Source organism: Selenomonas sp. GACV-9 (assembly GCA_900116485.1).
Classification (GTDB): domain Bacteria; phylum Bacillota; class Negativicutes; order Selenomonadales; family Selenomonadaceae; genus Selenomonas_A; species Selenomonas_A ruminantium_G.
In genome coordinates this window covers 574,547-598,161 of sequence record FPAX01000001.1, presented here as the reverse complement: position 1 = coordinate 598,161, position 23,615 = coordinate 574,547, and the positions used below count along the sequence as shown (strand labels likewise).

The following is a 23,615-nucleotide window of genomic DNA, read 5'->3' as shown; positions in this document are numbered from 1 at the left end:
GGTACTTCCATGGGAAAATCTTTTTCGATTCCGATTTCCCGCCGTGATTTCATGAAAATGGCCGGTATGGCCGCCATAGGGGTCCTGGCAGAAGGCGCGATTGGCGGGACAGATACCGTAAGCGCTGCAGGGAGTAAGGCAGGCACCATAAACTATGGGGGCAAGGAAATTCCGGTGCTGTTTTCGGTAGATGTTTGCGTGGCTGGCGGCGGCCCATCGGGAACAGCAGCGGCCATTATGGCGGCGCGGAACGGGGCCAAAACCGTGCTGATCGAGCGCGGTGTGGCCCTCGGGGGCCTGGCCGTGCTTGGCTGCGTCTATCCCTTTATGGATACCCATGCGCCGGACAGCGATACGCCCTATGTGGCCGAGGTCAAGAAGCGCCTGCGCCAGCATGGCATCGAGCCTTTTGATGGCGTGACCCAGCAGACCTGGCATAATCCGGAGACGCTGACCCTCATCTATGATGAGATGTGCAGCGAAGCTGGCGTGAACGTTCTCTTCCAGACGGTGGTGGTCGATACGGTGGTAGAGGGCCAAAAACTTACGGCCTGCATCGTTCAGACCATTGCGGGCCTGGCAGCCATCCAGGCCAAGACCTTTATCGACAGCACCGGCGATGCCTATCTTTCGCGTTCGGCAGGTGTTCCTTATGAGCGTGGTTACGAAAAGACCGGGAACAACCAGCCGCTGTCCTTCCGTTTTGAGATGGGCGGCATCGATGTCGGCAGGCTCTATCAGCATGTGGCCGTGGAGCTCCAAGAGGACTGGTGCAAGTCTAAGCCGCCGTACTTTGAGATCGCCGAGGCTATGCACCGCAAGCAGCGGTATAAGCTCGAAGACCTGATGGCAAAAGGTGTGGCAAGCGGCGAAATCACACAGGAAGAGGCCGAGTACATGCAGGCCTATACCATTATTGGCAAGAATGGTGTCATGAGCATGAACTGCCCGGAGATTCCTGTGAAGTTTTCGGCCACCGATCCCGTTTCCTATAGCAAGGCCGTAGCCTATGGCCGCCGCATGATGCATAATATCGCCAGCTACCTGATCCGCCATCTGCCCGGGTTTGAGAAGGCCTTCATCAGCCGGGAGGCGGCCATGCTGGGAGCCAGGGAGTCTTGGCGCATCCGTGGCAAGCATTATCTGGTGGAGGACGATTATCATAGCCAGAGCCGCTTTGCCGACGCGGTCTGCCGTACGGCCTGGTTCATCGATGCCCATGGGGAAAAGGTTTCGGAGAAACTGCCCAAGGGCGGTTATTATGAGATTCCTTATGGCGCGCTGGTGGCAGAGAAAATTGAAAACCTTATCGTGGCGGGACGCTGCATCAGTGCCAGTTTTATTCTGCAAGCCTCGATGCGCATTCAGCCCACCTGCATGAGCATCGGCGAAGCTGCGGGCATTGCGGCGGCCTGGGGGCTCAAAAAGCATATCGCGGCCAATGCGATTGCCTGGGATAAGATTCCTCCCGAGAAACGCAGCTATGTCAGTAAATAAACATTGAATATAGAGAGGGGCGTTCTTTATGTACCGGACAAAGAAAATCTTGGCATCTGTTTTGGCAGGTCTATTGCTTGGCAGCACGGGCTATGCGGCTGCGGCTGATCGGGAAAGCATTGCGCAGGTAGCGCTCTTGCAGTCGCTGGCTCAAGGATATTTTGGCGGCACGGTCACCTCTGGGCAGCTTCGCAAGCTTGGCGATACGGGAATCGGTACGTTTGAGGGACTGAACGGCGAGATGATCGTGCTCGATGGCAAGGTCTATCAAGCCTTGGGCGATGGGCGCGTCATCGTTGCGCCTGACAAGACGATCATCCCGTATGCCACTGTGACCTTTTTTGACCAGGATATTGCCGTTAGCCTCAAGGATATCAAGGATAAGGCAGCCTTTGAAAAGGTCCTGGACGATACCGTCCAGAAACAGGGAGGCAACAGTTTCTATATGGTGAAACTGCATGCGCAATTTGAGTCGGTGCTGTTCCGGAGTGAATATGGCAGCAAGGAGCCCTATCCTACGCTGGTGGAAGCTTTGAAGGGGAAACAGACGGAGTTTACGGAGAAGAACATCAACGGCACCTTGGTGGGCCTGTATTGCCCCAGCTATATGGCGGGCCTCAACTCGCCGGGCTGGCATTTCCATTTCTTGTCGGATGACAAGAAAAAGGGCGGTCATATCTTAGAACTCACGCTGAAAGAAGGGACTATCTATCTGGACAAGACGGATAAGTTCACGATGATCCTGCCGGATGACAAAAAGTTCCATGATATCAATTTGGCTAAGGATATGAAGGAAGATATCCGCAGTGCGGAGCAGGATACTAAGAGCAGCCTGCAAGGCGAAAAATAAACAGAGCGATGCAGGGAGGAAAGGAATATGATTAAAACAAGAAGAGTGCTTGCTCTATTGGTCTTTTGCCTGACTGTGATGTTATCGTTGGGAAACATAGCGGCCACTCCAGTGGAGGCTGGTGATGCATCCCCTGGCTGGGTGAAGGCGCTTCCCGCCGCCCAGAATGCAGACCAGCTGTTCATCGTGGCTGGTGTCGGCCAGACTACGGCCTGGGTGTCAATGCATGAAAAGGACGGAAATGGTCAGTGGCAGCAAGTCCTGACTACGCCGGGCTATATCGGCAAGAATGGCTTGGGCAAGACCAAGGAGGGCGACAGCAAGACACCGGTGGGCGTCTTCCGTTTCAACAAAGCCTTCGGTATTGCCCCTGACCCTGGCTGTGCCATTCCCTATACGCAGGTAGATGAACATATCTATTGGTCTGGCGACATGCGTCCCGGCATGAGATATAACGAGATGGTGGATATCCGCAAGTTCCCAGGCCTTGATAAAGAAGCCAGCGAGCATATCGCTGACTATACGGTTCACTATGTCTACTGCTTGAACATCAGCTACAATGAGGCTGGTGAGCTTGGCAAGGGTTCGGCCATTTTCCTGCACTGCACGGCGCCGATGAAACCATACACTGGTGGCTGCGTAGCCATCCCACAGGACAAGATGCGCTTTGTGCTGCAGAGGGTACGCCCTGACTGTGTGGTATTGATTGATTTCCTCAAAAATATCGCCCCGTCTGTGGCGGCTGATTGGGGCGTGTTGCAATGAATTCCCTTCTTGTAGAGCGTAGGAAGAAGGCAGGAGGTACAGCCGCAGCGTCGGTAAGTTCAGCAACAACTATATCTGGGAAGAAACCATGGGCGATGCTATTTGCCGGAATGTATTTGCGTAGAAAAAATGGAGGTCCCTAAATGTCAGTAAAGAGTATGCAGGCACGAGTCAATCCCGTATATCTAACCGCTAAGACAGCTGTGTGCTTGATGGAAAGGGCGAAAATACCAGGGGCTGAGGAGATTGCCTGTGCCTTGGCTTTAGACGATAAGGCACTGCTGCAAAATATGAAGGATGAAGAAACCATCCTGGGCAATACGCTGGTGGTTGAGGCCAAGTATCGTACGATGTGCCGCTTGATTGAGGCGTCTGGGATTATGACCTCTGTAGATTTGCCCTGCGGCTATACGCCAAAGGCAATTTATATGACGGAACATGGCAGGAAATTTGTTGGACTGGATCTTCCTATCGTTGCCCGGGAAGTTGAACCGATTATTCGTCGGCTGGTTGGCCAATCAGAAAATGTTTCCTTTGCGATGGAATATGCGTTGGAAAAGGGAATCCTGCACCTGTCGTTGTGTGGTAGGCTTGATACCATCTCAGCACCGCAACTGCTGCTGGTGTGGGAGAAAGCCAATCATGGTGGAAACATTGAAGGGATAAGGATTGATTGTACCCAACTGAAGTATATATCATCGGCAGGAATCCGCTTGCTGCTTGAGATACAGGAAAACTGCGGCAGACCTCTAGGTTTTTCTGGAGTCAATGCCAAAGTAAAAGAAATCTTGCAGCAGAATGGTTTGGCGGAGCTGAATGAAAGCTGAATGGTGGGAAGGTGGAACAGTTATGCTGAAAAAAGTTGCGCTGGTTAATCGGATATGCCTGCTATTGCTGGCAGTATTGATGTTGGTGGGGACAAATGCGGAGGCTGGTCATCTGGAGGACATTGCTGCCAGAGGAACGATTCGGATTGGCACCACTGGGGATTACATCCCCATGTCCTACTTGAATCCGCAAACCGGAGAGTATGAAGGAATCGATGCGGAGCTATCCAAGCTTATTGCCGATTCGCTGGGGGTAAAAATCGAGTATGTGCCGACCAGCTGGCCGACGCTTGCCGCTGACATGCAGGCAGGAAAATTCGACATCGCCCTCTGCGGGATATCGCGCAATTACAATCGGGCAAGAACTATGGCCATGTCCGATGCCTATGGGGAAGGTATCTTTGGCAAGACTATCCTTTGTCGTGCGAAAGATGCCGAACGATTCTCCAGCATCGCCGCCATGGATAAGCCGGACGTCCGGGTGATGATCAACCCGGGCGGGACAAATGAGAAGTTTGCCCATGCGAATTTCAAGCAGGCCCAGCTTATCGTTCATGATGACAATGCGGATATTCCCCGGCAGATTGCCGAGGGCAAGGCGGACATCATGATTACGGAAACCGTAGAGGCTGCACATTATGTCCGCATGGACAAGCGGCTGGCCGCTCCACTCAAGGACAAGCCCTTCACGCGTCACTCCTGTGGTATCCTGATGCAAAAAGGCGACCAGGAATGGCTCAACTACATTAACTTTGTACTGGCAGAACTGAAGATGGACGGGACCTTGGCAAACTTGGAGGAAAAATATCTGAAATAGAGAAAAGCAGCAGGAAATAAAGGATATACAGGACACGCGAAAGGTATTATACTTGATAAGGAATATTTGTCGATAGTTGGAGGCTGTGTTTGTGAATCTGGTGGAACGTGTCTGTGGTCATACTTGGATGATCCTGCGTCATAAGTATTGGGTGTTTCGGTTTTGCTGCATTGCGGGGATTCCGTGGCAGGGATTTATGCACGACTGGTCGAAATTTTCGCCGACGGAGTTTATCGAAAGCGTAAAATACTACAATGGCAAGGTTTCGCCCATAAAAATCTGCAAACGGGAAAACAATGGCCTGTCCATGGCCTGGATTCACCATCATGGACGGAATCTCCATCATTATGAGGCTTGGTGGGATAATTTTGACCATGGCGCCCATCCCCAGGATATGCCCTATAAATACGCGGTGGAAATGATTTGTGACTGCTTGGGGGCAGCTAAGGCCTACGGCCGGGATGAGTTCACCTTTCAGGCCGAATACGAATGGTGGCAGAATAAATGTGCCACCGGTGTTGGCATGAGCCCGAACATGCAGGCTTTTGTGGAAACGATACTCAGTCAGCTGGCGGCGACGGAGGATTTGAACTTGCTGCGGCCCAAGTCCCTGCGAAAAATTTATGCATCAGTTGTGAAAGAAGGAAAATATGAATATACAGATTTTCGGCACCAAGAAGTGTAACGATACGAAGAAAGCCCAGCGGTTCTTTAAGGAGCGCGGAATAAAGTTCCAGTTTGTCGACCTGCTGGACAAGGGCATGAGCAAAGGCGAATTCCAGTCCGTGGCCAGGGCCCATGGAGGCATCGGTGGGATGATCAATCCGGATTGCAAGGATAAAGATGCCTTAGCCCGCGTAAGCTATATGGCCGATAAGCTGGAGACGCTTCTGGAGAATCAGCAGGTCATAAAGACACCGGTGGTAAGGAACGGCAAAGAGTCAACCGTTGGTTATGAGCCGGAGATTTGGAAAAGCTGGCAGGCAGCAAAGGAATAACCGAATGGAGAACAAGATTTTACTTAAGCGCATCTATGAACCAGCGAAGGAAAGTGATGGATACCGGATATTGGTGGATAGATTGTGGCCGCGAGGCATCAAGAAGGAAGCGGCTCATCTCGATGAATGGGCCAAGGTCATTACGCCTAGTACCGAAATCCGGCGCTTGTATCATCAAGGCGAGATGCCCTTTGATGGCTTTGCGGAGGCCTACCAGGAAGAACTGGCAGCTAGTGAAGGGGCGGCGGCCTTTGCTGCCCATTGCCGAGAGCTGTTAGCGGCGCAGAATGTGACCTTAGTGTATGCGGCGAAAAACGAGCAGGAAAATCATGTACTGGTGCTGCGGGAGTGGCTGCGGCGGAATATGTAAGAATGGGCGGTTTGACAAGTCAGATTTTGACTTGTCAGGCCGCTCGTTGTATTTTTACGGAAGGTTGACCGGTCAATGGGAAACGTTAAGTAAACTATAAGAATTAAAGGGTATAATACGGATTGTTTCACGTTGCAAAATCAAAGGAGGCTTATTGTGAGTACTTTTTGTGAACGCACCAATTCATCTGATGTAAGCTGGTGCAAAAAATGGATTTTGGCGCTGGCAATTGTCCAGACCCTGAGTATGGGGAAATCGTTCCTGTTTATGACGGGGAAAGGGGATGGTGATACTGCTATGCTGTTCAATATAGTAACAGTAATAGCTGTCATTTTGTTCCTGATCCTGGCGATATATGTCAATTATAAGAATAAGGTCTGGCACTTTTTATTCCGGTTGCTGTTAAGTGTCATGGGCAATGTGATTTTATTGGTGATGGCCGCTTATTCTATTGGTGTTGCCGCGGCAATCGTTTGGGTGGTGGCCGCTGTCTTTGTCAATCGCCGGCGGTTTGCAGTATTTCTGCGGTATAAAAACTATATCAGCTATATCGTGGCAACGTATATCCTGACGGCTGGCCTCAGATTGGCCGTGATGCGGCTCTTTTTCCATAAGCCGGAGATGTGGCCGCTGATTCAGCTTGGTTCGTTTGCCATCAGCATGGCGCTGCTCGGCTGGTTCTATCATTTGCTCATGCAGGAGATACAGAAAGGGAGAACGTTCTTCGAGGCGACGCGCATTGTGGCGCTGATTCCCGTGGCCTTTATCTATTTCCTCATCGGCTTGCTTACCATTGTGCCCGTGAAATTCTTCTCGGGCGAAAGCCTTTTTGGTGAGGAGGGAAATGATTATCTCGTAATGCCGCAAAAATAATTGTTTTCTTTAGGGGGATCTTGACAAGTCAAATTGACCGGTCAATTATCGTTCGCTTTGAGACGGCTGGAATAAGCTTTGCCCCAGTCGCATGCTGCGTGCAAGACAAGAAAATGACAAGCAGATAGGCAGTTTTGCCAGTTGAACGAGGAAAGCCTCACGGTAAGCGTGGGGCTTTTCTTAATGTGATATTAAGAAGAGACTAGGTGCGCCTTAATTTGGGGGAGGTATCATAAATGAAAATAAGCTGAAAGGATGTTTTCGTGGATGAATCAATGGCTGGGAACGATTGGTGCGGTAATGATGTTCCTATATGAGGTGATACCCGGGAGCTGGATTTGGCAGACTGGGGCGCCGGAGATGACGGCAGTGGATGATTTTTCTCTATGTTATCCCGTGGCCGAGACGATGCGTGACGGACGGACATTTTCGATTTATTTGCCTGTGCAGCCAGATAAGAAACAGCAGGCAGCAGCTGCGCCGTATGTGAGCTTGGGCGAGTATGAGGCAGCAGCGGACGGATATCAGATACGGATTCTGCATGGCGTATTAGAAACAGCAGCGCCTGCGCCTCGTTTTGATTTGGCCGGATTCCGGCAGGCATTCCCTCAGGCAGCGGGCAATTTTGACGTACAGGGCGAGGGCATTCGCTTAGCGGGCAACAAGCCGCTGCATATCATCGAGGGTGTGGATGGAAACGACCGCAAGGAATGCTTAGGCTTTCAAGCGGGACGGGATGTCTGGCTCTTTTATTTTCAATGTGCCAAGGATGATGAGGAGGCGAAGGCGGCGATTGAACGAGTTGTTGAAAGCATAGCGATAAATTGATGAGGGAAGGTGAAGTGTACGCGTATATTTATTTTTGCTTGTTTGCTTTGGGGCTTGGCCTGTATCAAGCATGTCTTTTTTCCAGAGGTGTTCTGGCCGTCGTCTTGTTTGGCGGTAAATGATACCAAGCAGATAGAAATCAGTGTGCCGCAGGAATTGCAGGCATCATTGCAGGAAGATGAGGGCTGCAGGTTTTGGCAGGCCAAATGTGACCGCTTTTTTGTTGATGCACATTTACAGCCCTTGGGAGATAAACCTGTGGAGCTGACAGATCCTACTCCGCCTGAGCGCGTATATAAGACGTTAGCGCGCTATAAGGTCAAAGATGTGGTGCTGAAGGATGCGCAGCTTATATGGGTGGATGATTATCCAGTTTGGAAATATGAATTCAGCGGTCAAAAGGATGGAAAAGCCTATGATATGGTGGCAGCATCTTACCTCATCAGTCATAATAGGTATATCGTGACGTATTTCTATCATGCTGGCAGCGAGACGGCACGGGATGACGCGCTGCGCAGCATAAAAAGCCTGCAGGACAGCAAGCGGACGGAAAAGGTGGAGGCTCAGTAAGCAAAATGAGATGGATAGGAAAGATGGCAGCAGTTCTTGCTGTGTTGATAGTAATCGTGGCGGCAGCAGGCTGTGGTGGGGAGCGACAAGATGATGCGCAGGAGGAAATCGGCTGGCGTACGTTATCCCTGCCACAGGATGATGGCAGGTCATTGTCGCTGGAGCTGCCCGGAGAATTGGAAGTCCAGCAGGAACGAAGCGATGATGCCAATGTAAAGAATCAGAAAATATATAAGCATCTGGGCTCACGCATGTTGGTGTCAATACATCATGGCACGATGATAAATCCCAATGTGCGGGTGAAATTTACCATGTCGCGATTCCTGGATGACTTTGCCAAGGTACGGAAGAATAATCCTGTGTTGAAACGTGCAGAAAAAAGAACCATCAATGGCAGAGAGATGGACTATTTTGAAATCGGCCTGCGCGACGAAGATGGTGATTCTTTACGGCTTGAGTGCTTAGGTCTCCAAATGGGACAGGAATATTGGATGATAACGTTTGGGTATTGGACGGATGATAAGACTATGGAAGCCATAGCCGAAAAAGCTATGGCCTCGATTCGCATAGAGTGAGACGCGGGGGCACTGTTGTTTTCCTATGGTTCATAGTGAGGGCATGTCTATGGAAATATATGCGACATGCGCCCTTATTAAAATCTGTTTTTCGCCGATATATATAGGAGAACGTGTTAGTAAAGGAGGATTGTATGGAGATTCAAGCAACAAAAGCGGTGCTGTGGAATCCAGGTGCCGCAGAAACAGAGTCGTCGAAGCGGGATAAGACCCCGGTGGCCAAAACGACGTTTTCCCATATGCTCCGCCAGCTGGAGACGGGCGGCGGCATTCGCGATACGGATGACAACAGCGGTGAGGATACTACCGTTGTCACGCAAGTCATGTCGGATGGATCGGTGCTTACGACCGTTTATGAGGGGAATCGCATCGTGTCGCAGAACAAGACCCATGCGGCACATCCAGAAGAGAATCCGACGATACTGAGTACGCAGGTGGAAAAATTGGGCAAGATTGGGACAGACGAAACCGAAAAACTTGCCAGTGCTGAAACGGCAGCGTTGATGCTCAATATGCTGCAATCACGTTGATGAGCAATGCGTTAAATTTTCGTTAGGGGAACGTGCAACACTAATGGAAGTTTAATTGCCAGCTGGCTATTATCTAATTTACACGACTTATCATGAAAAATGAAAATTGACTGAAGAGGTAGAACTAGGAGGTTATTCAATGAGTACTTTAAGTCAAAGTAGTTTTTCTGAAGATGAGTCATGGTGCAACAAATTTATTTTGATGTTAGTGGCTATTCAGGTTGTATGTTTGTGGCGCACAGTGAGCTTTGTAACAAATGGTATGTCGCATGATAGTTCATTACTGCCATCCTTGGCTATGTTAGTGGTTATGATTCCAGCTATCATTATGATGATTTATATCAATTATCGGAATAAAGTGTGGCATTTCTTCTTTCGCATCCTGCTTAGTGCTCTCGTTAACATGTTTATCTTATGCATGATTGGTCAATTCGTTGGCATCGCAGGAGCCGTTGTCTGGATAATCGCGGCTGTATTTGTGAATCGTCATCGGTTCAAGATTTTTACCGATTATAAAAAGTATCTCATTTATATTGTGGCGACGTATGCGTTAACGTTTGTATTCAACATGTTCTTCGGTGTGGCAATCCTTACGCATGGGGTGGGACAGATGACTGCTGTGATAGCGCCATTTATTCCCTCGATTTTGGTGCTGATATGGCTGTGCTATCTGCTCAAGCAGGAAATAAAACAGGGCAGAAGCTTTTGGGAAGCTACCCGTATCCTGGCTTTGATGCCGATGTCATGTGGCTATTTCTTTATCGGATTGCTTACGCTTGTGCCCATCAAGCTGTTCTCGGGCGAGAGCCTATTTGGTGAGGAAGGCCATGATTATCTGGCCATGCCGCAGGAATAATGTAGGACTGAAAACAAAGAAGACTGACCGGTCAATTGACGGGTCAGTCTTCTTTGTTTTGGGGCAGGGGCGGCATGAGCATCTGCAAGCATTCGAGCAGATAGTCGGTCTGGGCGGACTGGGCGATACCGGTCTTGCACCATAGGGCAAAATGCTCGCAGTTGTTGAGCAGCAGGCTGTAGCCGTGCTCGCCGAGCTTGCTGCGGGCACGCATGACGGTTTCCTGCGGCGAGAAAAGTTCGACATCGCCGCCTGCCAGACGATGTATCAGCCAGTCGAATAGTGCAGTTCCTGCTGGGGTCGTAGCGTTCAGCACATAGATGGTGTCGCTGCTGCCCCTGAATTCAGCGAGCGTAGTCTCGGCAATGATGCCATCGCTGAGCAGCGGATTCCGTTCCTTGTGATAGTGGATGACCTGCGCATCGCCGGTGTAGATGCCGAAGTGCCGGTAGCCGGTACGTTTGACGTAGACGATGTCGCCGCTGTGGATGATAGCCATAGGATAGTTGCAGCTCCTTTCTTATGGGTGAAGATTTCCAAGGGTATATAGACTTTATTCGACAGCTGAACAGAATATCCTTTGACAAAAATTAGTACCTGGTATAAAATTGATAGCAGGTACTAAATTGGTACCAGGTGCCAATTTTTGTTTAAGAAGAAAAGAGTGATAACATGCTTATCCATGATTTGATTTATCAAGGGGCGCCAAATGATTTGGCCATTGTCGATCATGAGCGCCGGTTTACGTACCGTGAGCTCCAGGCTGCCGTGAAAGCCAGCCGCGACCGTCTTCATGCTGCGGGTGTCCATCAGGGTGACCGTGTCGGCATCTTTACGCGCAACAGTGCGGAGTTCATCTTTGCCTATATGGGCATCACTTCGTTAGGGGCAATCGCCGTGCCGCTGAATTTCCAGCTCAGCAGCCGCGAGATTGCCTATATCATCAAGGATGCTGGGATAAAGATGCTCCTTACCTATCAGCCGCTGAATCTTGTGGATGCCCTGGCGCAGCTGCGCTGTCAGCTAAAGGTCGTGCAGTATGACATCCGTTCGATTGGCAGACCGCAGGCGGGCATTGAGCCGGCACCGGAGTTGTCGGAGTACTTCAGTGCCGACAATCCGTGCCAGATTATCTATACCTCGGGAACGACGGGGAATCCGAAGGGTGCAGTCATTTCCCATCACAATATCTTGTTCAATACCAAGCAGATTGACTATATGGGCTGCAAGCCTGGGCATAAGGCACTCTGCGTGCTGCCGATGTATCACTGCTATGGGCTTACCTGCGCGGTGTTCTACACGTTGAGCGTCGGTGCGACCATCGTGATCCTCGATTCGTTTACGCCGCGGACGACTATCAGCACGATCCGTGAGGAGGGGATTACCGACCTTTATATTGTGCCCTCAATCTGCAGTTTGCTGACGAAGCTCGGTACGCCGGAGGATATGAAGTCGGTGCGGCTTGTGGTCAGTGCTGGTACGACGCTGCCATTGAAGATCCAGCAGGATTTCACGACAAAGTTTGGCCTTGATATCTGTGAGGCTTACGGCCTTTCGGAGACATCCCCAATCGTCACGATGACGCCGCTGGGCAAGACCAAGGTGGGTTCCTGTGGGCCGGCGGTTCCAGGGACGCAGTGGAAACTTATCGATGAAGAAGGCGAAGAGGTGCCTTGCGGCGAAATCGGCGAGCTTATCGTCAAGGGCGAGAATGTGATGCTCGGCTATTGGAATCTTCCCGATGTGACCCATGATGCGATGCGCGGCGGCTGGTTCCATACGGGTGATGTGGCCAAGGCGGATGCAGATGGCTATATCTACATCGTCGACCGCATCAAGGACATGATCATCAGCATGGGCGAAAATGTCTATCCCCGTGAGGTCGAGGAAGTCATCTATCAGTTCCCTGGCATTCACGAGGCAGCCGTCATCGGCATCGAGGATAAACTGCGTGGTCAGGTCGGCGCCTGCTTTTACAGCGTGCATCAGGGGGCGACGGTCAATGTGCGGGAGCTCAAGCAATACCTGCAAAGCAACCTGGCTCTCTACAAGATTCCCCGCGAGTTCCATGTCATGGACAAACTGCCGCGGACAACAACGGGCAAGATTGCCAAGAAAAAGATTTGGGCGGAATTCAATAGGGAATTGAAGGACTGAAAAACAGACGGATTACCGGTCGATTTGACGGGGGATCCGTCTGTTTTTTGCGTTACTATAACAAATATGTTAAAATATATATAAGAAATGGTTTTAAAATACATAAAAAGAAAGGATGACCGGATGAAATTCAGTAAGGAATCTATAGCAATTGCCATGGCCTATGTTGGTGTTTTGGTGGGGGCAGGCTTATCCTCGGGCCAGGATCTGCTGCAGTATTTCTTGAGTTTTGGTGAAGCGGGCTTGGCGGGCGTTGTCGTGCTGGGTCTGTTGAATATAATCTTTGGGCGCATCATCGTGACCCTTGGTTCCCATTATCAGTCGAACAACCATCAGGAGGTCTTGGCGCAGATTGCCCATCCTATCATTCAGCGCATCATCGATGTCACGCTGGTGCTGTCCTGTTTTGTGGTTGGCTTTGTCATGGTGGCTGGCGCTGGGGCGAATCTGCAGCAGCAGTTCGGCTTGCCCAGCTGGCTCGGTGCTTTAGCGTGTTCGCTGCTGGTCTGTGTAATCGCGTTCTTGGATTTTGACAAGATCACGCGGGTGCTCGGGGTGTTTACCCCCATCATCGTCGTCATGATCCTGCTGGTGACGGGCTATACGTTCTGGGGTAAGTCCTATGACTTTGCGTTGCTCAATGAAGTGTCAGCGACAATGCGGCCGGCGATGCCCAATGTTTATCTGGCCGTCATCAATTACTTTGCCCTTTGCGTGATGAATGGCGTTTCGATGGCCTTCGTGCTCGGTGGTTCTGTCGTGCGCATCGGCGATGCGGAAAAGGGCGGTGCGCTGGGCGGGGCAATCATCGGCTTGATTGTCGGCAGTGCCTCGCTGGCGCTGTTTGCCAATCTCGACACAGTCAAGGCTGCCGAGATACCGATGCTGACATTGGTCAATCAGATCCATCCAGTCTTTGCCGTTATCTACGCGGTGGTCATCTTTGCACTGATTTTCAACACGGCATTCAGCCTTTACTATGCGACGGCGCGGCGCTTTGCAGGCGGTGATATGGGCAAGATGCGCAAGATCCTCATAGGTATTGTCGCGCTTGGCTATGTTTGCAGCTTTGGTGGTTTCTCCCAGCTGGTGACTTGGATGTATCCGTTGCTTGGCTATATGGGTATCTTGCTGCTGGTGGTCCTGGCGGTGGCCTGGGTGCAGGAGCGCGAGAATATCCTTCGCGAAAAACTCCTGCGGCGCAAGATGATATGGTTGCTTTTCCGTAAATACGATGAGGATATGGAGTTTCAGCCCCAGCATAAGAAGTTGTTCAGGAAGCTTGGGGAGATGTCTGTTGCCGACACGCAGCAATTGACGCAGGATATCAAGTCCTATGCCAAAGAGGTGGCAGAGAATACAGAGAATCTGCAGGAATATGCGCGGGAAAATCTCTCCTGAATGAAACGGCCTGACCGGTAAATTGACTGGTCAGGCCGTTTTTCTGTTGGGGGAAGGTTAGGAACCATCGGCGAAAATAATGCTACTTTAATGGTGCGTTGGGGATTATCTAATTTGCCCGATTTATCATAAAAATTAATGATTACTGAGGGAGTGTGCAAATAGATGGCAAAGGTATTTCAACCAAGCGTAAATGAGGCGATTAATCTCATTTGGCGCCAATATGATCCCGTAAGTGCGCAAAAGGGACAGGAACGCCTTTATCAGGCGGCAGTGGCCGGTGATGCGGATGCCTGGGGGTTATTGGCTCGCAGTTATATGGGCGCCGAAGATGGGGCTGTATGGGAGACGAGTGGCTTAGCAGCGGATGAAGCAAAGGCCAATGAATGTTTGCAAGGGAGTATTAGAGGCGGCAGTGGGCTGGGCGTGCTTTGTGCCATTGCCCATCGCGGCCTTTATCCGTCGGAGCTGGAACTGGTGCGCTCCCGATGGGAAACCATGGAGGACGTTTTGGAAGCGGCGCAGGAATATGCGGATGAGGCCATGGGCGCCTATCTTTTTGGAATTTGTTATCTGGAAAATGCGATTTTTGGCTTGTTGGATAACTGGGAGGATGACAGCCGGGAAACACGGGTGAAATTGGCTGTGCCTTATTTGGAGAAATCTTTATCGCTGGGGCTGGCAATCGGATTGAACGCTTACTGGGCTTGTGCAGATTTCCTTTATGAGCAGATGGGGGATTCAGGCACGCAGGCAAAAGCAGCGGAGTTTGAGCAGCGTTTTTGTGAGGCGGGGATGCCCCAGATGCTTTTTCATCGGGGAAAACGGTACTTCTTGGAGATGGAATTCCAAAAGGCCCGGGAATGTTTTGAGCAGGCGGCTGCCAATGGCTATCAGAAGGCAAATTATTGGTTAGGCTATACCTGGCGTCATGGTTTAGGGGTCGTGGAGGATTTGCAACAGGCCGTGGATTATCTTGTCCCCTTGGCTGAAAACGGATATGTGCCAGCAATGGGACAGCTGGCGGAAATTGATTTTTGGCAGGCGAAGGATTACGCGGCAGCCTTCCAGTGGTGCATGAAGATGCTGGATGCGATTGCCGATGAGGCTCGGCGGCAGCCTTCTATGGGCAGCTACAATTATGAAATGATTTTGCCACTGATGTGTTATTGCTTGTACTATGGTCGGGGAACTACCATCGAAAGAGAGGTGGCAGCGCGTACGATCTTAAAGGAAACGCGGCTGGCGGAGGCCGAGGGAAATCAGAGCGAAGAAAAGCTGGCCCTCCTGCGGTATTTGACGGCGGAAGTCTATGACAATGGTTCTGGTGGCGTGGCCAAGGACAAGGTGAAGGGAAAAGCATACAGGGAAAAAGCTCGGTCGTATGAAGACTTTGGCCGGTTCCTCGACGAAATGGAATGGTCGAAGAGTCCCGAAGGGGTAGGCGATCGGCTGGTCTGGCGATTTTTGGGACGTACCAAGGATACCCGTACTGTTTTGACGGATGCCCAGGATATCCGCAGCTGGCAGGAGGCGCGGATAGCTAGCGAAAGGCAGCAAGGCAGGAAACAGGCTTGGCGTCTTTGCGTGATGCTGCCTAATGGCGGGGATGCGTCCTTTGTGAACTATGGCCAGGCGGAAATAAGCAAAGCGTTGGAGTTTTTGTCGCAGGGCGTTTACCGGCGCGTCATGCTTGACCAGCCGGAAGGGGATGACTATCTGTTAGCCGAGCATGAAGAGGAAACGTTCTTTTTCTATGCCAACGCCGAGGGAATCCGGTATAGCCGTGAGGAAAAAGCATTAACGATAGCCGTGCGGTGTTTTGAACATTGGTATCGTGGCGAGGGAATCGATGCGGCAAAGTGGCAGGAAGATGAGCAGGGAACACGCCGAAACACGTGGCGGGAGATCATGCATCGGGCCAATAGCTGTGCCGAAAATGGCGATGAAGAAGGAAGGCTAGCCGCATTGCGAGAGGCCGCACAGTTAGAGTGCGGCCGTGCCATGGTGGCACTAGGCGAAGACTGTGCTGCGCGTGGCGATTTTGACGGTGCCGTTAGCTGGTATCAAAAGGCTACGGTCACAGAGGACGAGGACGACCGGCTGAATGCTTGGTACTGGCTTGGCAAGCTTTATATGGAAAAGCCCCAGGAGTATGGGCTGGAGGCCCGCTATTATCTGGAAAAGGCAGCAGATGGCGGGGTGTCCTGGGCATTGGTACAACTGGGTAACTGTGCGTTGTCGGGCATTGGCATGGCAGCAAATCAGGAAAAGGCTATCGCTTACTATGAACAGGGAATGGCGGCCGGCGATCCCGAGGCCATGATTGCGCGTGCGGCGCTGTGCCAAGATGAAGAAGGCAATTGGCAGGATGCGCATACAGCTATGAGCTGCCTGGAAAAGGCTGTAGCGGAGAAGAGCGGCTGGCAAAATGATGCCAGGCTCATGCTGGCAAATGTTTTGTTGCAGACAGGCAGTGAGGCTGAGCAGAAAAAAGCTGAATATCTCCTGCAGGATGCTGCTGATGAGGGGTGCGATGAGGCGCAATTGCAGCTTGCTTATCGGGAAAAGGCGCGCGGGAATAACGCAGCGTATTGGGAAAATCTGCGCAAGGCGGCAAGTGAGGGGAATCAAAAAGCCAAGGCTGATATTGAATCCATGTATGTGGATACGGCATGGAGTGAGAATCTTTAAAAAGGAGAAATGATGATGCGGATGAACAGGCATATGCAGGGATTGATGATATTGGTTCTGGGGCACTTTTTCGACCGGGCAGGCGGCGGGACGTTACGCAATATTGAAAGACATCCGCGCTTGCCGGAGGATAACGTGTCTTGGCGCGATGTTGATGCGTCACTTCGGGAGTGGTTTTGTGCGGCGTCAGCAATCAATCGCAAGGCCAATCGCTGGAACGTCCATAAATTCGGTGGCTTTGCCAAGTGGAATCCCTTGGGGGGCGAACTGTCCCGCATGATGTTTGCGTCATCCTGGAATATTTTCTCGCGGCGGGAGCTGATTGAGACGATACAGGACATGTCCGAGCAAATGCGCGATGTGTTTGCGACACAGAAAAAGATGCCCAAGTATGTGATGGTCTGGCAGCTGCAACGATTGATACAGATTTCCTCTAGCGGTTATATTGCAGGATATCTGACGCTTGGTGAAGCGCTCAATACATCCTTTGTGGCTGGAAAACGACTGCAGCAAGTGGTAAGTAGCTGGGACGAGCTGGCGGAGGGGTATGTCACTGCGTACAACGAATTCATGGACGAAGAAGGGGCAAAGCTGCGGGCTGACGTCTATCAAGAACTGAAACAGGATGCGTCGAATCCCTGTGCGCTGGTGCCCTTTGATTTGGAGCTGCGCAAGACCTGGTGAATATGGGAAATGATGATGACTTGACCGATCCATTGACTGGTCAAGTTTTTTTATGGGAGAAATCCGGATAAAATCAGCGGGAGTGCTTGACAAGTCAAGCAAGAATCTGTAAGATAACAAGTGTTGCGTAACATTTGTTTTTATGAAAGGAATGTGTCTATGCCCCCAAAGGTCAAGTTTCAAAAAGAGGAGATTGTGGCAGCGGCCCTCGAAGTCGTGCGCAAGAAGGGAATCGAGGCGGTGACGGCGCGGGAGGTGGCTGCAGAGCTCGGCGTGTCGCCACGGCCAATCTTCACGTGGTTCACGACGATGGAGCAGCTGAAGGTCGAGGTCTATGCCATGGCGAAAGGACGCTATCAGGCGTATATTGAAACGGGACTCAAAGGCCCCGTGCCGTTTTTGGGCGTTGGCCAGCAGTATATCCAGTTTGCCAAGGAGGAGCCTGAGCTTTACAAGCTGCTTTTCTTGACCAAACCGGATGAGGCCGTGGGCGGTGCCATGGATGCGCTGCATTTTTCGCAGGAACTCGTGCGTGAGTCCATTATGCGCATCTATCATATGGATGCGGCAACGGCGGATAAATATTTCCGCAATCTGTGGCTCGTCGCGTTCAGTTTTGCGACGCTTATCGTCACCGATGACTGCCCCTATACCGATGCGCAGATGAGTGCGGTGTTCACCGAGATGAGCTTGGCTTACTGCAAGGCCTTCAAGGAAGTGCCGGGCTTTGCTACCGGCGAGTTTGACAAGGATGCGATCTTTGGGGCATTGGTCAAGAAGTGAAGAGAAAGTACGAGGTTAGTATGGATATTGTTGTCTACGTCCACGGGAAGGGCGGAAGTGCAGAGGAGGCTCAGAATTATCGGAAGATTTTTCCCGCGGCGAAGGTGTTGGGCCTCGATTATCAGACGTTTACCCCGTGGGAAACAGGAAATGAGATTCGAAAGACTGTTAGGGACCTATATAAGAAATATGATAATGTGCTGCTGATTGCCAACAGCATTGGTGCGTTTTTCAGCATGTGTGGCGGGATTGACGAATATATTAAAAAAGCATATTTTATTTCGCCGATAGTCGATATGGAAAAGCTCATCATGAATATGATGAAGTGGGCGCAAGTCACAGAGGAAGAACTGCAGGCCAAGGGGATCATCCATACCGCGTTTGGCGAGGATTTGTCCTGGGAGTATCTGTCCTATGTGCGTGCGCATCCGCTGAAATGGTCAGCGCCGACGCAGATTTTGTACGGGGCTGGCGATAATCTGACCGATTATGTGACAATGAAGGCCTTTGCCGAAACTCATGGTGCGGGTCTTACTGTGATGGATGATGGTGAGCATTGGTTCCATACCGAGAAACAGATGAAGTTTTTGGATGCGTGGCTTGTGCGTGTGAAGTGAGTAAGGTTTTGCGTGAAAGCTGGGAGGACTTATGGTAAAGACAGAACGGTTGATACTATATCCGGCAGATGGGATACAGATGGAGCAGGCTATTGATATGGTACAGGATGCAGGTTTGAAGAAGGCCTATGAGGAAATGCTGAGGGGCTGCATTTCTCATCCCCAACAGTGGGACTGGTATGCCATGTGGATGATTGAGCGTCACGATGGCAAGCATGTGGGCGATCTATGTTTTAAAGGACTTAGCACTGATGGTGTGGCAGAAATCGGCTACGGTATCGAGGAAGATTACCGTGGGCAAGGATATGCGACCGAGGCAGTGCGGGCAGCAATTTCCTGGGCCTTTGCGCATCCGCAGGTGGAAAAGATTGAAGCCGAGGCGGAGGCAGATAACACTGCCTCCCAGCGCGTCTTGGCTAAGTGCTGTTTCCAGGATAGCGGGGAAGTCGGCGAGGAAGGGCCGCGCTATTATCGGGAACGGTTGGGCATTGAGTCGATGATTGAGGTGATATGATGAAAATCCTGGTATTGAATGGCAGCCCGAAAAAAGAACAGAGCGATACGATGCATATCACGCGGGCGTTTCTCGCTGGCATGCAGGAGGCTGCGCCGCAGGAAGTCGAGGTCATCCATATCGCGGAGAAGCATATCGAGTTCTGTGTGGGCTGCTTTACCTGCAAGCGCAATGGCGGCACCTGCATCCATGCGGACGATATGAAGGCCCTGCTGGCTAAGGTGCTTGAATGCGATTTGCTGCTGCTTAACTTTCCGCTCTATGGATATGGCATGCCGGCAAAGCTCAAGGCATTCATTGAGCGGACGATGCCGCTTTCCTGCATGAAGATGAAGCGGGTCGGCGAGCGGTATGAGCATATCGGCCAGGCGGATTTTGCCCATCTGCGCTATCTGATGATCTGCGGCTGCGGGTTCCCGAACAGCAAGGGGAATTTCGAGCCGGCCGTGGAGCAGTTCAAGCTGCTGTTCCCGCATCAGCATACGATACTTACAGTGCCCGAGAGCCCGATGTTCAATGTGCCGGAAGCTGATGTGGTCACGAAGCCGCGGCTGGAACTGGTGCGGGAGGCTGGCAGGCAGTATGCCGCGCAGGGGACGATCGACGCCGGTTTGGCGGCGCAGATCGGCTCGCCGATGATCCCGGAGGAGAAATACGCGGCCATCGCCAACGGCGAGGCCTGAGGATATAGCAGGCAGAAAACAAAGAAATCAATGCAGCAGAAACAATCGATATAGAGGTGAAAAAATGACAATCAGTTTTCGCCGAGAAACGGAAAAAGACTATCGCGCCGTCGAGAATCTCGTGCGCGAAGCGTTCTGGAATGTTTACCGTCCTGGCTGTGTGGAGCACTTTGTGCTGCACCGGCTGCGGAAGGATATGGATTTCGTGCCCGAACTGGACTTCGTCATGGAAAAGGATGGCGAGATCATCGGGCAGAATATCTTTGTGCGGGCGCAGATCAAGGCCGATGATGGCCGGCGCATCCCCATCATGGCGATGGGGCCGATCTGTGTCGCCCCGGCCTATAAGCGCCAGGGCTACGGCAAGATGCTGCTGGACTACTCGCTGGAGCAGGCAGCAGCGCTGGGCTGTGGGGCCTTGTGCTTCGAGGGGGATATCGAGTTTTATGGAAAGAGCGGGTTTACTTATGCGAGCGATTTTGGCATCCGTTATCATGGCCTTCCGGATGGTGCAGACGCATCTTTCTTCCTCTGCAAGGAGCTCGCACCGGGATTCCTGAAGGATATCAGCGGCGAGTATGCGACGCCTGCCGGCTATTTTGCAGCCGAGCAGGAGCCGGAGACCTTTGCCGCCTATGAAAAGACTTTTCCGGCGAAGGAAAAGAAAGTGCTGCCGGGACAGATTTTTTAAAAAGTTCTCAGCCTTCTTATAGATATTGATGTTATACTGATAGTATCGATAAGGGAAGGAAGGCGAGGGCAATGGGGAAGAAACTTGCAGTGCTGACAGGGCTGCTGATGCTGCCGGTGATGACGGCATCGGCGGCCGTGGTGACGGTGACGGGATATGGCGGCTCGGAGCGCAGCGCGCTGAGGCAGACCCTGCGGCAGGCCATCGAGCAGCAGGTCGGCGTCATGGTCGACAGCCGCAGCTATGTGCAGAATTACCAGCTGATCAATGACCGCATCTACACGCAGGCCGATGGCTACATCCGAAGCTATGAGGTGCTGTCGTCGGTGAAGGACAACGGGCTCTATACGGTCAAGGTGCGCGCTGATGTCTCTGAGCAGAAGATCAGCGCGGCGCTTGGCACTTATGCCCAGAAAAAAGCTGTGGTCGGTGCCAATATGCAGGACCCGCGTGTCGGTGTCGTGGCCATGGATCAGCAGGGCATCCGCTATGCAAGCCTCGAAAATGCCGTGATGGAAGGCATCCGCATGCAGGGCTATACGCGCATCGTTGACGTCAATCAGCTTGACAAGTCAAAACAGAAGCAGCTGCTGGCGGCAAGCTATGCCGGTGACAAGTCAATGATACAGACGCTGACCAGTCAATTCCCGCTGGATTATCTCGTGACGGTGTCGGTCGACAAGGCTGTGGGCAGCATGGCTGATTACGCGCAGGTGCCGGGCTTTGAGAACCTCAAGAAGGCCAATGTCACGGTGTCGGTGCGCATGTTGAATGTCAATAATGGCGAGGTGCTTTATGCGGGCGTCTTCTCGGGAAAATCCCAGCGCCGCGGCCCCAATGCCGTAAATGAGGCGGTCGCTGAGGCGGCAAAGGGCATCCCTGAGGCTATTGGGAAAGCAGCCCTCAACAAGGCCGCCAATCCTGAGCAGCATCTGCAGCTCATCATCACGGGGAACAAGCTCGGCAATATCAGCGAGGCGACGGAAACCTTGCGTGGCCTCGCTGGCGTCAATAACGTCTTTGTCCGCAGCACGAGCTTTGGCAATATGACCGTTGACATTGACTTTAACGGCACGGCCCATGACTTTGCGACCGTGCTGGAGGGAAATGGCTGGCAGGTTCTGGCGATGGGCGCCGAGTATATAAAAATATAAGAAGGAAAAAGAAAATCTATGTGCCAAGGAAAAATGCTTGACAGGTTATGGCTGCTTAGGTATAATAGCAATGTCAAGGAGAAAGCCTTGGCACATATTTTTGTAAAACAGGTGATAGGAATGATGGAGCAGCTTTTATATCTGTCGGCTTTGTTTGACCTGTATGGGGCGCTTTTGACTGAAAAGCAGCAGGAATGCCTGCGCATGCATCTGTTTGAAGATTTCTCTTTATCGGAGATTGGCGAAGAACTGGGGATTTCCCGGCAGGCCGTCTACGATAACATCCATCGGTCACAGAAGGCTATGGAAGCTTATGAGGAAAAGCTGGGACTGGCGCAGCGCTATCAAGAGGAGCGTCAGGAACTGGCGAAAATATATGAATCCATCGAAGGACTCAGACAGCCCAGCAACGAGGCGGCTGTCGCTGAGGTTCTCGACCGGCTCGCGCCATTCTTGGGGCGTAGTCAGGAGGTATCGCTTTGATTTTTGAGAGTTTATCCGATCGCCTGCAGGAGACATTCAAGAAGCTCCGCGGCCATGGCAAGCTGACAGAAGATGATGTCAACGAAGCCATGCGTGAGGTGCGTATGGCCCTTCTCGAGGCCGACGTCAACTTCAAGGTAGTCAAACAGTTCATAAAGACCGTCAAGGAGCGGGCTATCGGCCAGGATATCCTGGAGACGCTGACGCCGGCTCAGGTCGTTATCAAGATTGTTGATGAAGAGCTCACGAACCTCATGGGAGGTACGCAGAGCCGTATCAATATGAGCCCGAATCCGCCGACTGTCATCATGATGGTTGGTTTGCAGGGCGCCGGTAAGACGACGTCTGCCGGTAAACTCGGCCTTGCCTTGAAGAAACAGGGCAAGCGTCCGTTGCTCGTTGCCTGCGACATTTACCGTCCGGCGGCTATCAAACAGTTGCAGGTCGTCGGCAAGCAGCTCGAGCTTCCGGTATTCACGATGGAGCAGGGCACTGATGCCGTAACGATTGCCAAGAATTCGATTGCTTACTCCCAGTCCCATGCGAATGATGTCATCATCATCGATACCGCTGGCCGCCTGCAGATTGACGAAAAGCTCATGCAGGAGCTGCGTGATATCAAGGCTGAGGTCAAGCCTCATGAGATCCTGCTGGTCGTTGATGCGATGACTGGTCAGGAATCGGTCAATGTGGCGCAGGCCTTCAACGATTCTCTCGGCCTTGACGGTGTCGTCATGACGAAGCTCGACGGTGATGCCCGCGGTGGTGCGGCCCTTTCCGTCAAAGCTGTCACGAGCGTACCAATCAAGTTCGTTGGTATGGGTGAAAAGCTGGAGGCTCTGCAGCCCTTCCATCCGGATCGCATGGCATCGCGTATCCTCGGCATGGGCGATGTGCTCTCGCTGGTGGAGAAGGCACAGCAGACCTTCGACATGGAAGAGGCCAAGAAGATGGAGCGCAAGCTCCGCAAGGATGAGTTTACCCTTGATGATTTCCTCTCGCAGATGCAGCAAGTCAAGAAACTGGGCTCGCTGGAGAGTATCCTCGGCATGATTCCTGGCATGGGCGGTCTCAAGAAGCAGCTTGAAGGTCAGGATATCGATCTCGACGGCAAGGAGATGCGCCAGATTGAGGCCATCATCAAGTCGATGACGCCGGCCGAGCGTGCCAATATCGATATCATCAACGGCAGCCGCCGCAAGCGTATCGCCATGGGCTCCGGTACTCGCGTCCAGGACGTCAATAAGCTCTTGAAGCAGTTCGGCGAGATGAAGAAGATGATGAAGAAAATGAAAAAGATGCAGAAGGGCAAGAAAGGGTTCCCAGGTATGGGAGCACTTGGCGGCCTGGGCGGCGGTTTCCCAAAACTTCCGTTCATGCATTAATTTTTATAGATTT

27 protein-coding genes are annotated in these 23,615 nt (G+C 51.8%); 26 read left to right on the top strand and 1 reads right to left on the bottom strand.

The features are described 5' to 3' along the window. Nucleotides 1–9 precede the first annotated feature (9 nt). The 14 genes from BM322_RS02830 (at nucleotide 10) to BM322_RS02765 (ending at nucleotide 10,356) form a co-directional block, all read left to right on the top strand. A complete protein-coding gene (locus tag BM322_RS02830) occupies nucleotides 10–1,497 on the top strand; it encodes an FAD-dependent oxidoreductase (protein WP_143102160.1) in 1,488 nt (495 codons plus the stop codon). A gap of 28 nt (nucleotides 1,498–1,525) precedes the next feature. Continuing rightward, nucleotides 1,526–2,347, top strand: coding sequence for an acetolactate decarboxylase (gene budA, locus BM322_RS02825; protein ID WP_075428349.1), 822 nt, complete (start codon nucleotides 1,526–1,528; stop codon nucleotides 2,345–2,347). A 27-nt stretch (nucleotides 2,348–2,374) separates the two neighbouring features. Beyond that, nucleotides 2,375–3,112, top strand: coding sequence for a L,D-transpeptidase (locus BM322_RS02820; RefSeq protein ID WP_075428348.1), 738 nt, complete (start codon nucleotides 2,375–2,377; stop codon nucleotides 3,110–3,112). Nucleotides 3,113–3,255: 143 nt separating this feature from the next. Next, nucleotides 3,256–3,939, top strand: a complete 684-nt coding sequence (locus BM322_RS13310; protein WP_082334329.1) for an STAS domain-containing protein — start codon at nucleotides 3,256–3,258, stop codon at nucleotides 3,937–3,939. Nucleotides 3,940–3,961: 22 nt separating this feature from the next. Next, nucleotides 3,962–4,756 carry a transporter substrate-binding domain-containing protein gene (locus tag BM322_RS02810; RefSeq protein ID WP_075428347.1) on the top strand — a complete coding sequence of 265 codons (795 nt, stop codon included), beginning with the start codon at nucleotides 3,962–3,964 and terminating at the stop codon, nucleotides 4,754–4,756. A 91-nt stretch (nucleotides 4,757–4,847) separates the two neighbouring features. After that, nucleotides 4,848–5,441, top strand: coding sequence for a DUF5662 family protein (locus tag BM322_RS02805; protein WP_074514168.1), 594 nt, complete (start codon nucleotides 4,848–4,850; stop codon nucleotides 5,439–5,441). After that, complete coding sequence (locus BM322_RS02800) at nucleotides 5,407–5,754, top strand: arsenate reductase family protein (RefSeq protein ID WP_075428346.1); 348 nt, start codon at nucleotides 5,407–5,409, stop codon at nucleotides 5,752–5,754. The genes BM322_RS02805 and BM322_RS02800 overlap by 35 nt, the downstream gene beginning before the upstream one ends. Before the next feature lie 4 nt (nucleotides 5,755–5,758). Next, nucleotides 5,759–6,124, top strand: a complete 366-nt coding sequence (locus tag BM322_RS02795) for a DUF488 domain-containing protein (protein ID WP_075428345.1) — start codon at nucleotides 5,759–5,761, stop codon at nucleotides 6,122–6,124. 156 nt (nucleotides 6,125–6,280) lie between these two features. After that, the gene (locus BM322_RS02790; RefSeq protein WP_075428344.1) at nucleotides 6,281–6,997 is read left to right on the top strand and encodes a hypothetical protein; all 717 of its coding nucleotides are present in this window, start codon (nucleotides 6,281–6,283) and stop codon (nucleotides 6,995–6,997) included. A 267-nt stretch (nucleotides 6,998–7,264) separates the two neighbouring features. Further along, nucleotides 7,265–7,825 (top strand): hypothetical protein, encoded by a 561-nt coding sequence (locus tag BM322_RS02785; RefSeq protein ID WP_075428343.1) that lies wholly within the window; start codon nucleotides 7,265–7,267, stop codon nucleotides 7,823–7,825. Nucleotides 7,826–7,933: 108 nt separating this feature from the next. Then, nucleotides 7,934–8,395, top strand: a complete 462-nt coding sequence (locus tag BM322_RS02780; RefSeq protein WP_143102159.1) for a hypothetical protein — start codon at nucleotides 7,934–7,936, stop codon at nucleotides 8,393–8,395. Between the two features lie 23 nt (nucleotides 8,396–8,418). Continuing rightward, nucleotides 8,419–8,970, top strand: a complete 552-nt coding sequence (locus BM322_RS02775; protein ID WP_143102158.1) for a hypothetical protein — start codon at nucleotides 8,419–8,421, stop codon at nucleotides 8,968–8,970. Between the two features lie 134 nt (nucleotides 8,971–9,104). Beyond that, on the top strand, nucleotides 9,105–9,500 hold the full coding sequence (locus BM322_RS02770; protein ID WP_318254502.1) for a hypothetical protein: 396 nt from the start codon (nucleotides 9,105–9,107) through the stop codon (nucleotides 9,498–9,500). A 139-nt stretch (nucleotides 9,501–9,639) separates the two neighbouring features. Beyond that, complete coding sequence (locus BM322_RS02765) at nucleotides 9,640–10,356, top strand: hypothetical protein (RefSeq protein WP_075428340.1); 717 nt, start codon at nucleotides 9,640–9,642, stop codon at nucleotides 10,354–10,356. 43 nt (nucleotides 10,357–10,399) lie between these two features. Here BM322_RS02765 and BM322_RS02760 read toward each other — a convergent pair whose 3' ends face one another. Next, nucleotides 10,400–10,855: a lecithin retinol acyltransferase family protein gene (locus BM322_RS02760; RefSeq protein ID WP_075428339.1), complete on the bottom strand. Its 456-nt coding sequence runs from the start codon at nucleotides 10,853–10,855 to the stop codon at nucleotides 10,400–10,402. A gap of 173 nt (nucleotides 10,856–11,028) precedes the next feature. On the opposite strand from BM322_RS02760, the gene BM322_RS02755 reads away from it, so the two are divergent. From BM322_RS02755 to ffh, 12 genes are all read left to right on the top strand, one after another. Then, complete coding sequence (locus BM322_RS02755) at nucleotides 11,029–12,513, top strand: class I adenylate-forming enzyme family protein (RefSeq protein ID WP_075428338.1); 1,485 nt, start codon at nucleotides 11,029–11,031, stop codon at nucleotides 12,511–12,513. Nucleotides 12,514–12,636: 123 nt separating this feature from the next. Further along, entirely contained in the window at nucleotides 12,637–13,914 is a 1,278-nt protein-coding gene (locus tag BM322_RS02750) for a hypothetical protein (RefSeq protein ID WP_075428337.1), read from the top strand. Nucleotides 13,915–14,079: 165 nt separating this feature from the next. After that, entirely contained in the window at nucleotides 14,080–16,608 is a 2,529-nt protein-coding gene (locus tag BM322_RS02745; RefSeq protein WP_075428336.1) for a sel1 repeat family protein, read from the top strand. 15 nt (nucleotides 16,609–16,623) lie between these two features. Next, the gene (locus BM322_RS02740; protein ID WP_075428335.1) at nucleotides 16,624–17,292 is read left to right on the top strand and encodes a DUF1266 domain-containing protein; all 669 of its coding nucleotides are present in this window, start codon (nucleotides 16,624–16,626) and stop codon (nucleotides 17,290–17,292) included. A gap of 159 nt (nucleotides 17,293–17,451) precedes the next feature. Next, nucleotides 17,452–18,075, top strand: a complete 624-nt coding sequence (locus tag BM322_RS02735; protein ID WP_075428334.1) for a TetR/AcrR family transcriptional regulator — start codon at nucleotides 17,452–17,454, stop codon at nucleotides 18,073–18,075. A 20-nt stretch (nucleotides 18,076–18,095) separates the two neighbouring features. Continuing rightward, nucleotides 18,096–18,692, top strand: coding sequence for an alpha/beta fold hydrolase (locus tag BM322_RS02730; RefSeq protein WP_075428333.1), 597 nt, complete (start codon nucleotides 18,096–18,098; stop codon nucleotides 18,690–18,692). Nucleotides 18,693–18,723: 31 nt separating this feature from the next. Continuing rightward, nucleotides 18,724–19,206 carry a GNAT family N-acetyltransferase gene (locus tag BM322_RS02725; RefSeq protein WP_082334325.1) on the top strand — a complete coding sequence of 161 codons (483 nt, stop codon included), beginning with the start codon at nucleotides 18,724–18,726 and terminating at the stop codon, nucleotides 19,204–19,206. Then, nucleotides 19,203–19,889, top strand: coding sequence for a flavodoxin family protein (locus BM322_RS02720; RefSeq protein ID WP_082334324.1), 687 nt, complete (start codon nucleotides 19,203–19,205; stop codon nucleotides 19,887–19,889). Before BM322_RS02725 ends, BM322_RS02720 begins: the two co-directional genes overlap by 4 nt. A gap of 64 nt (nucleotides 19,890–19,953) precedes the next feature. Then, nucleotides 19,954–20,580: a GNAT family N-acetyltransferase gene (locus BM322_RS02715; protein ID WP_075428331.1), complete on the top strand. Its 627-nt coding sequence runs from the start codon at nucleotides 19,954–19,956 to the stop codon at nucleotides 20,578–20,580. Nucleotides 20,581–20,651: 71 nt separating this feature from the next. Then, on the top strand, nucleotides 20,652–21,734 hold the full coding sequence (locus BM322_RS02710) for a hypothetical protein (RefSeq protein ID WP_075428330.1): 1,083 nt from the start codon (nucleotides 20,652–20,654) through the stop codon (nucleotides 21,732–21,734). 120 nt (nucleotides 21,735–21,854) lie between these two features. Further along, the gene (ylxM, locus tag BM322_RS02705) at nucleotides 21,855–22,217 is read left to right on the top strand and encodes a YlxM family DNA-binding protein (protein ID WP_075428470.1); all 363 of its coding nucleotides are present in this window, start codon (nucleotides 21,855–21,857) and stop codon (nucleotides 22,215–22,217) included. Further along, a complete protein-coding gene (ffh, locus tag BM322_RS02700) occupies nucleotides 22,214–23,602 on the top strand; it encodes a signal recognition particle protein (protein ID WP_075428329.1) in 1,389 nt (462 codons plus the stop codon). The genes ylxM and ffh overlap by 4 nt, the downstream gene beginning before the upstream one ends. Nucleotides 23,603–23,615: the final 13 nt, after the last annotated feature.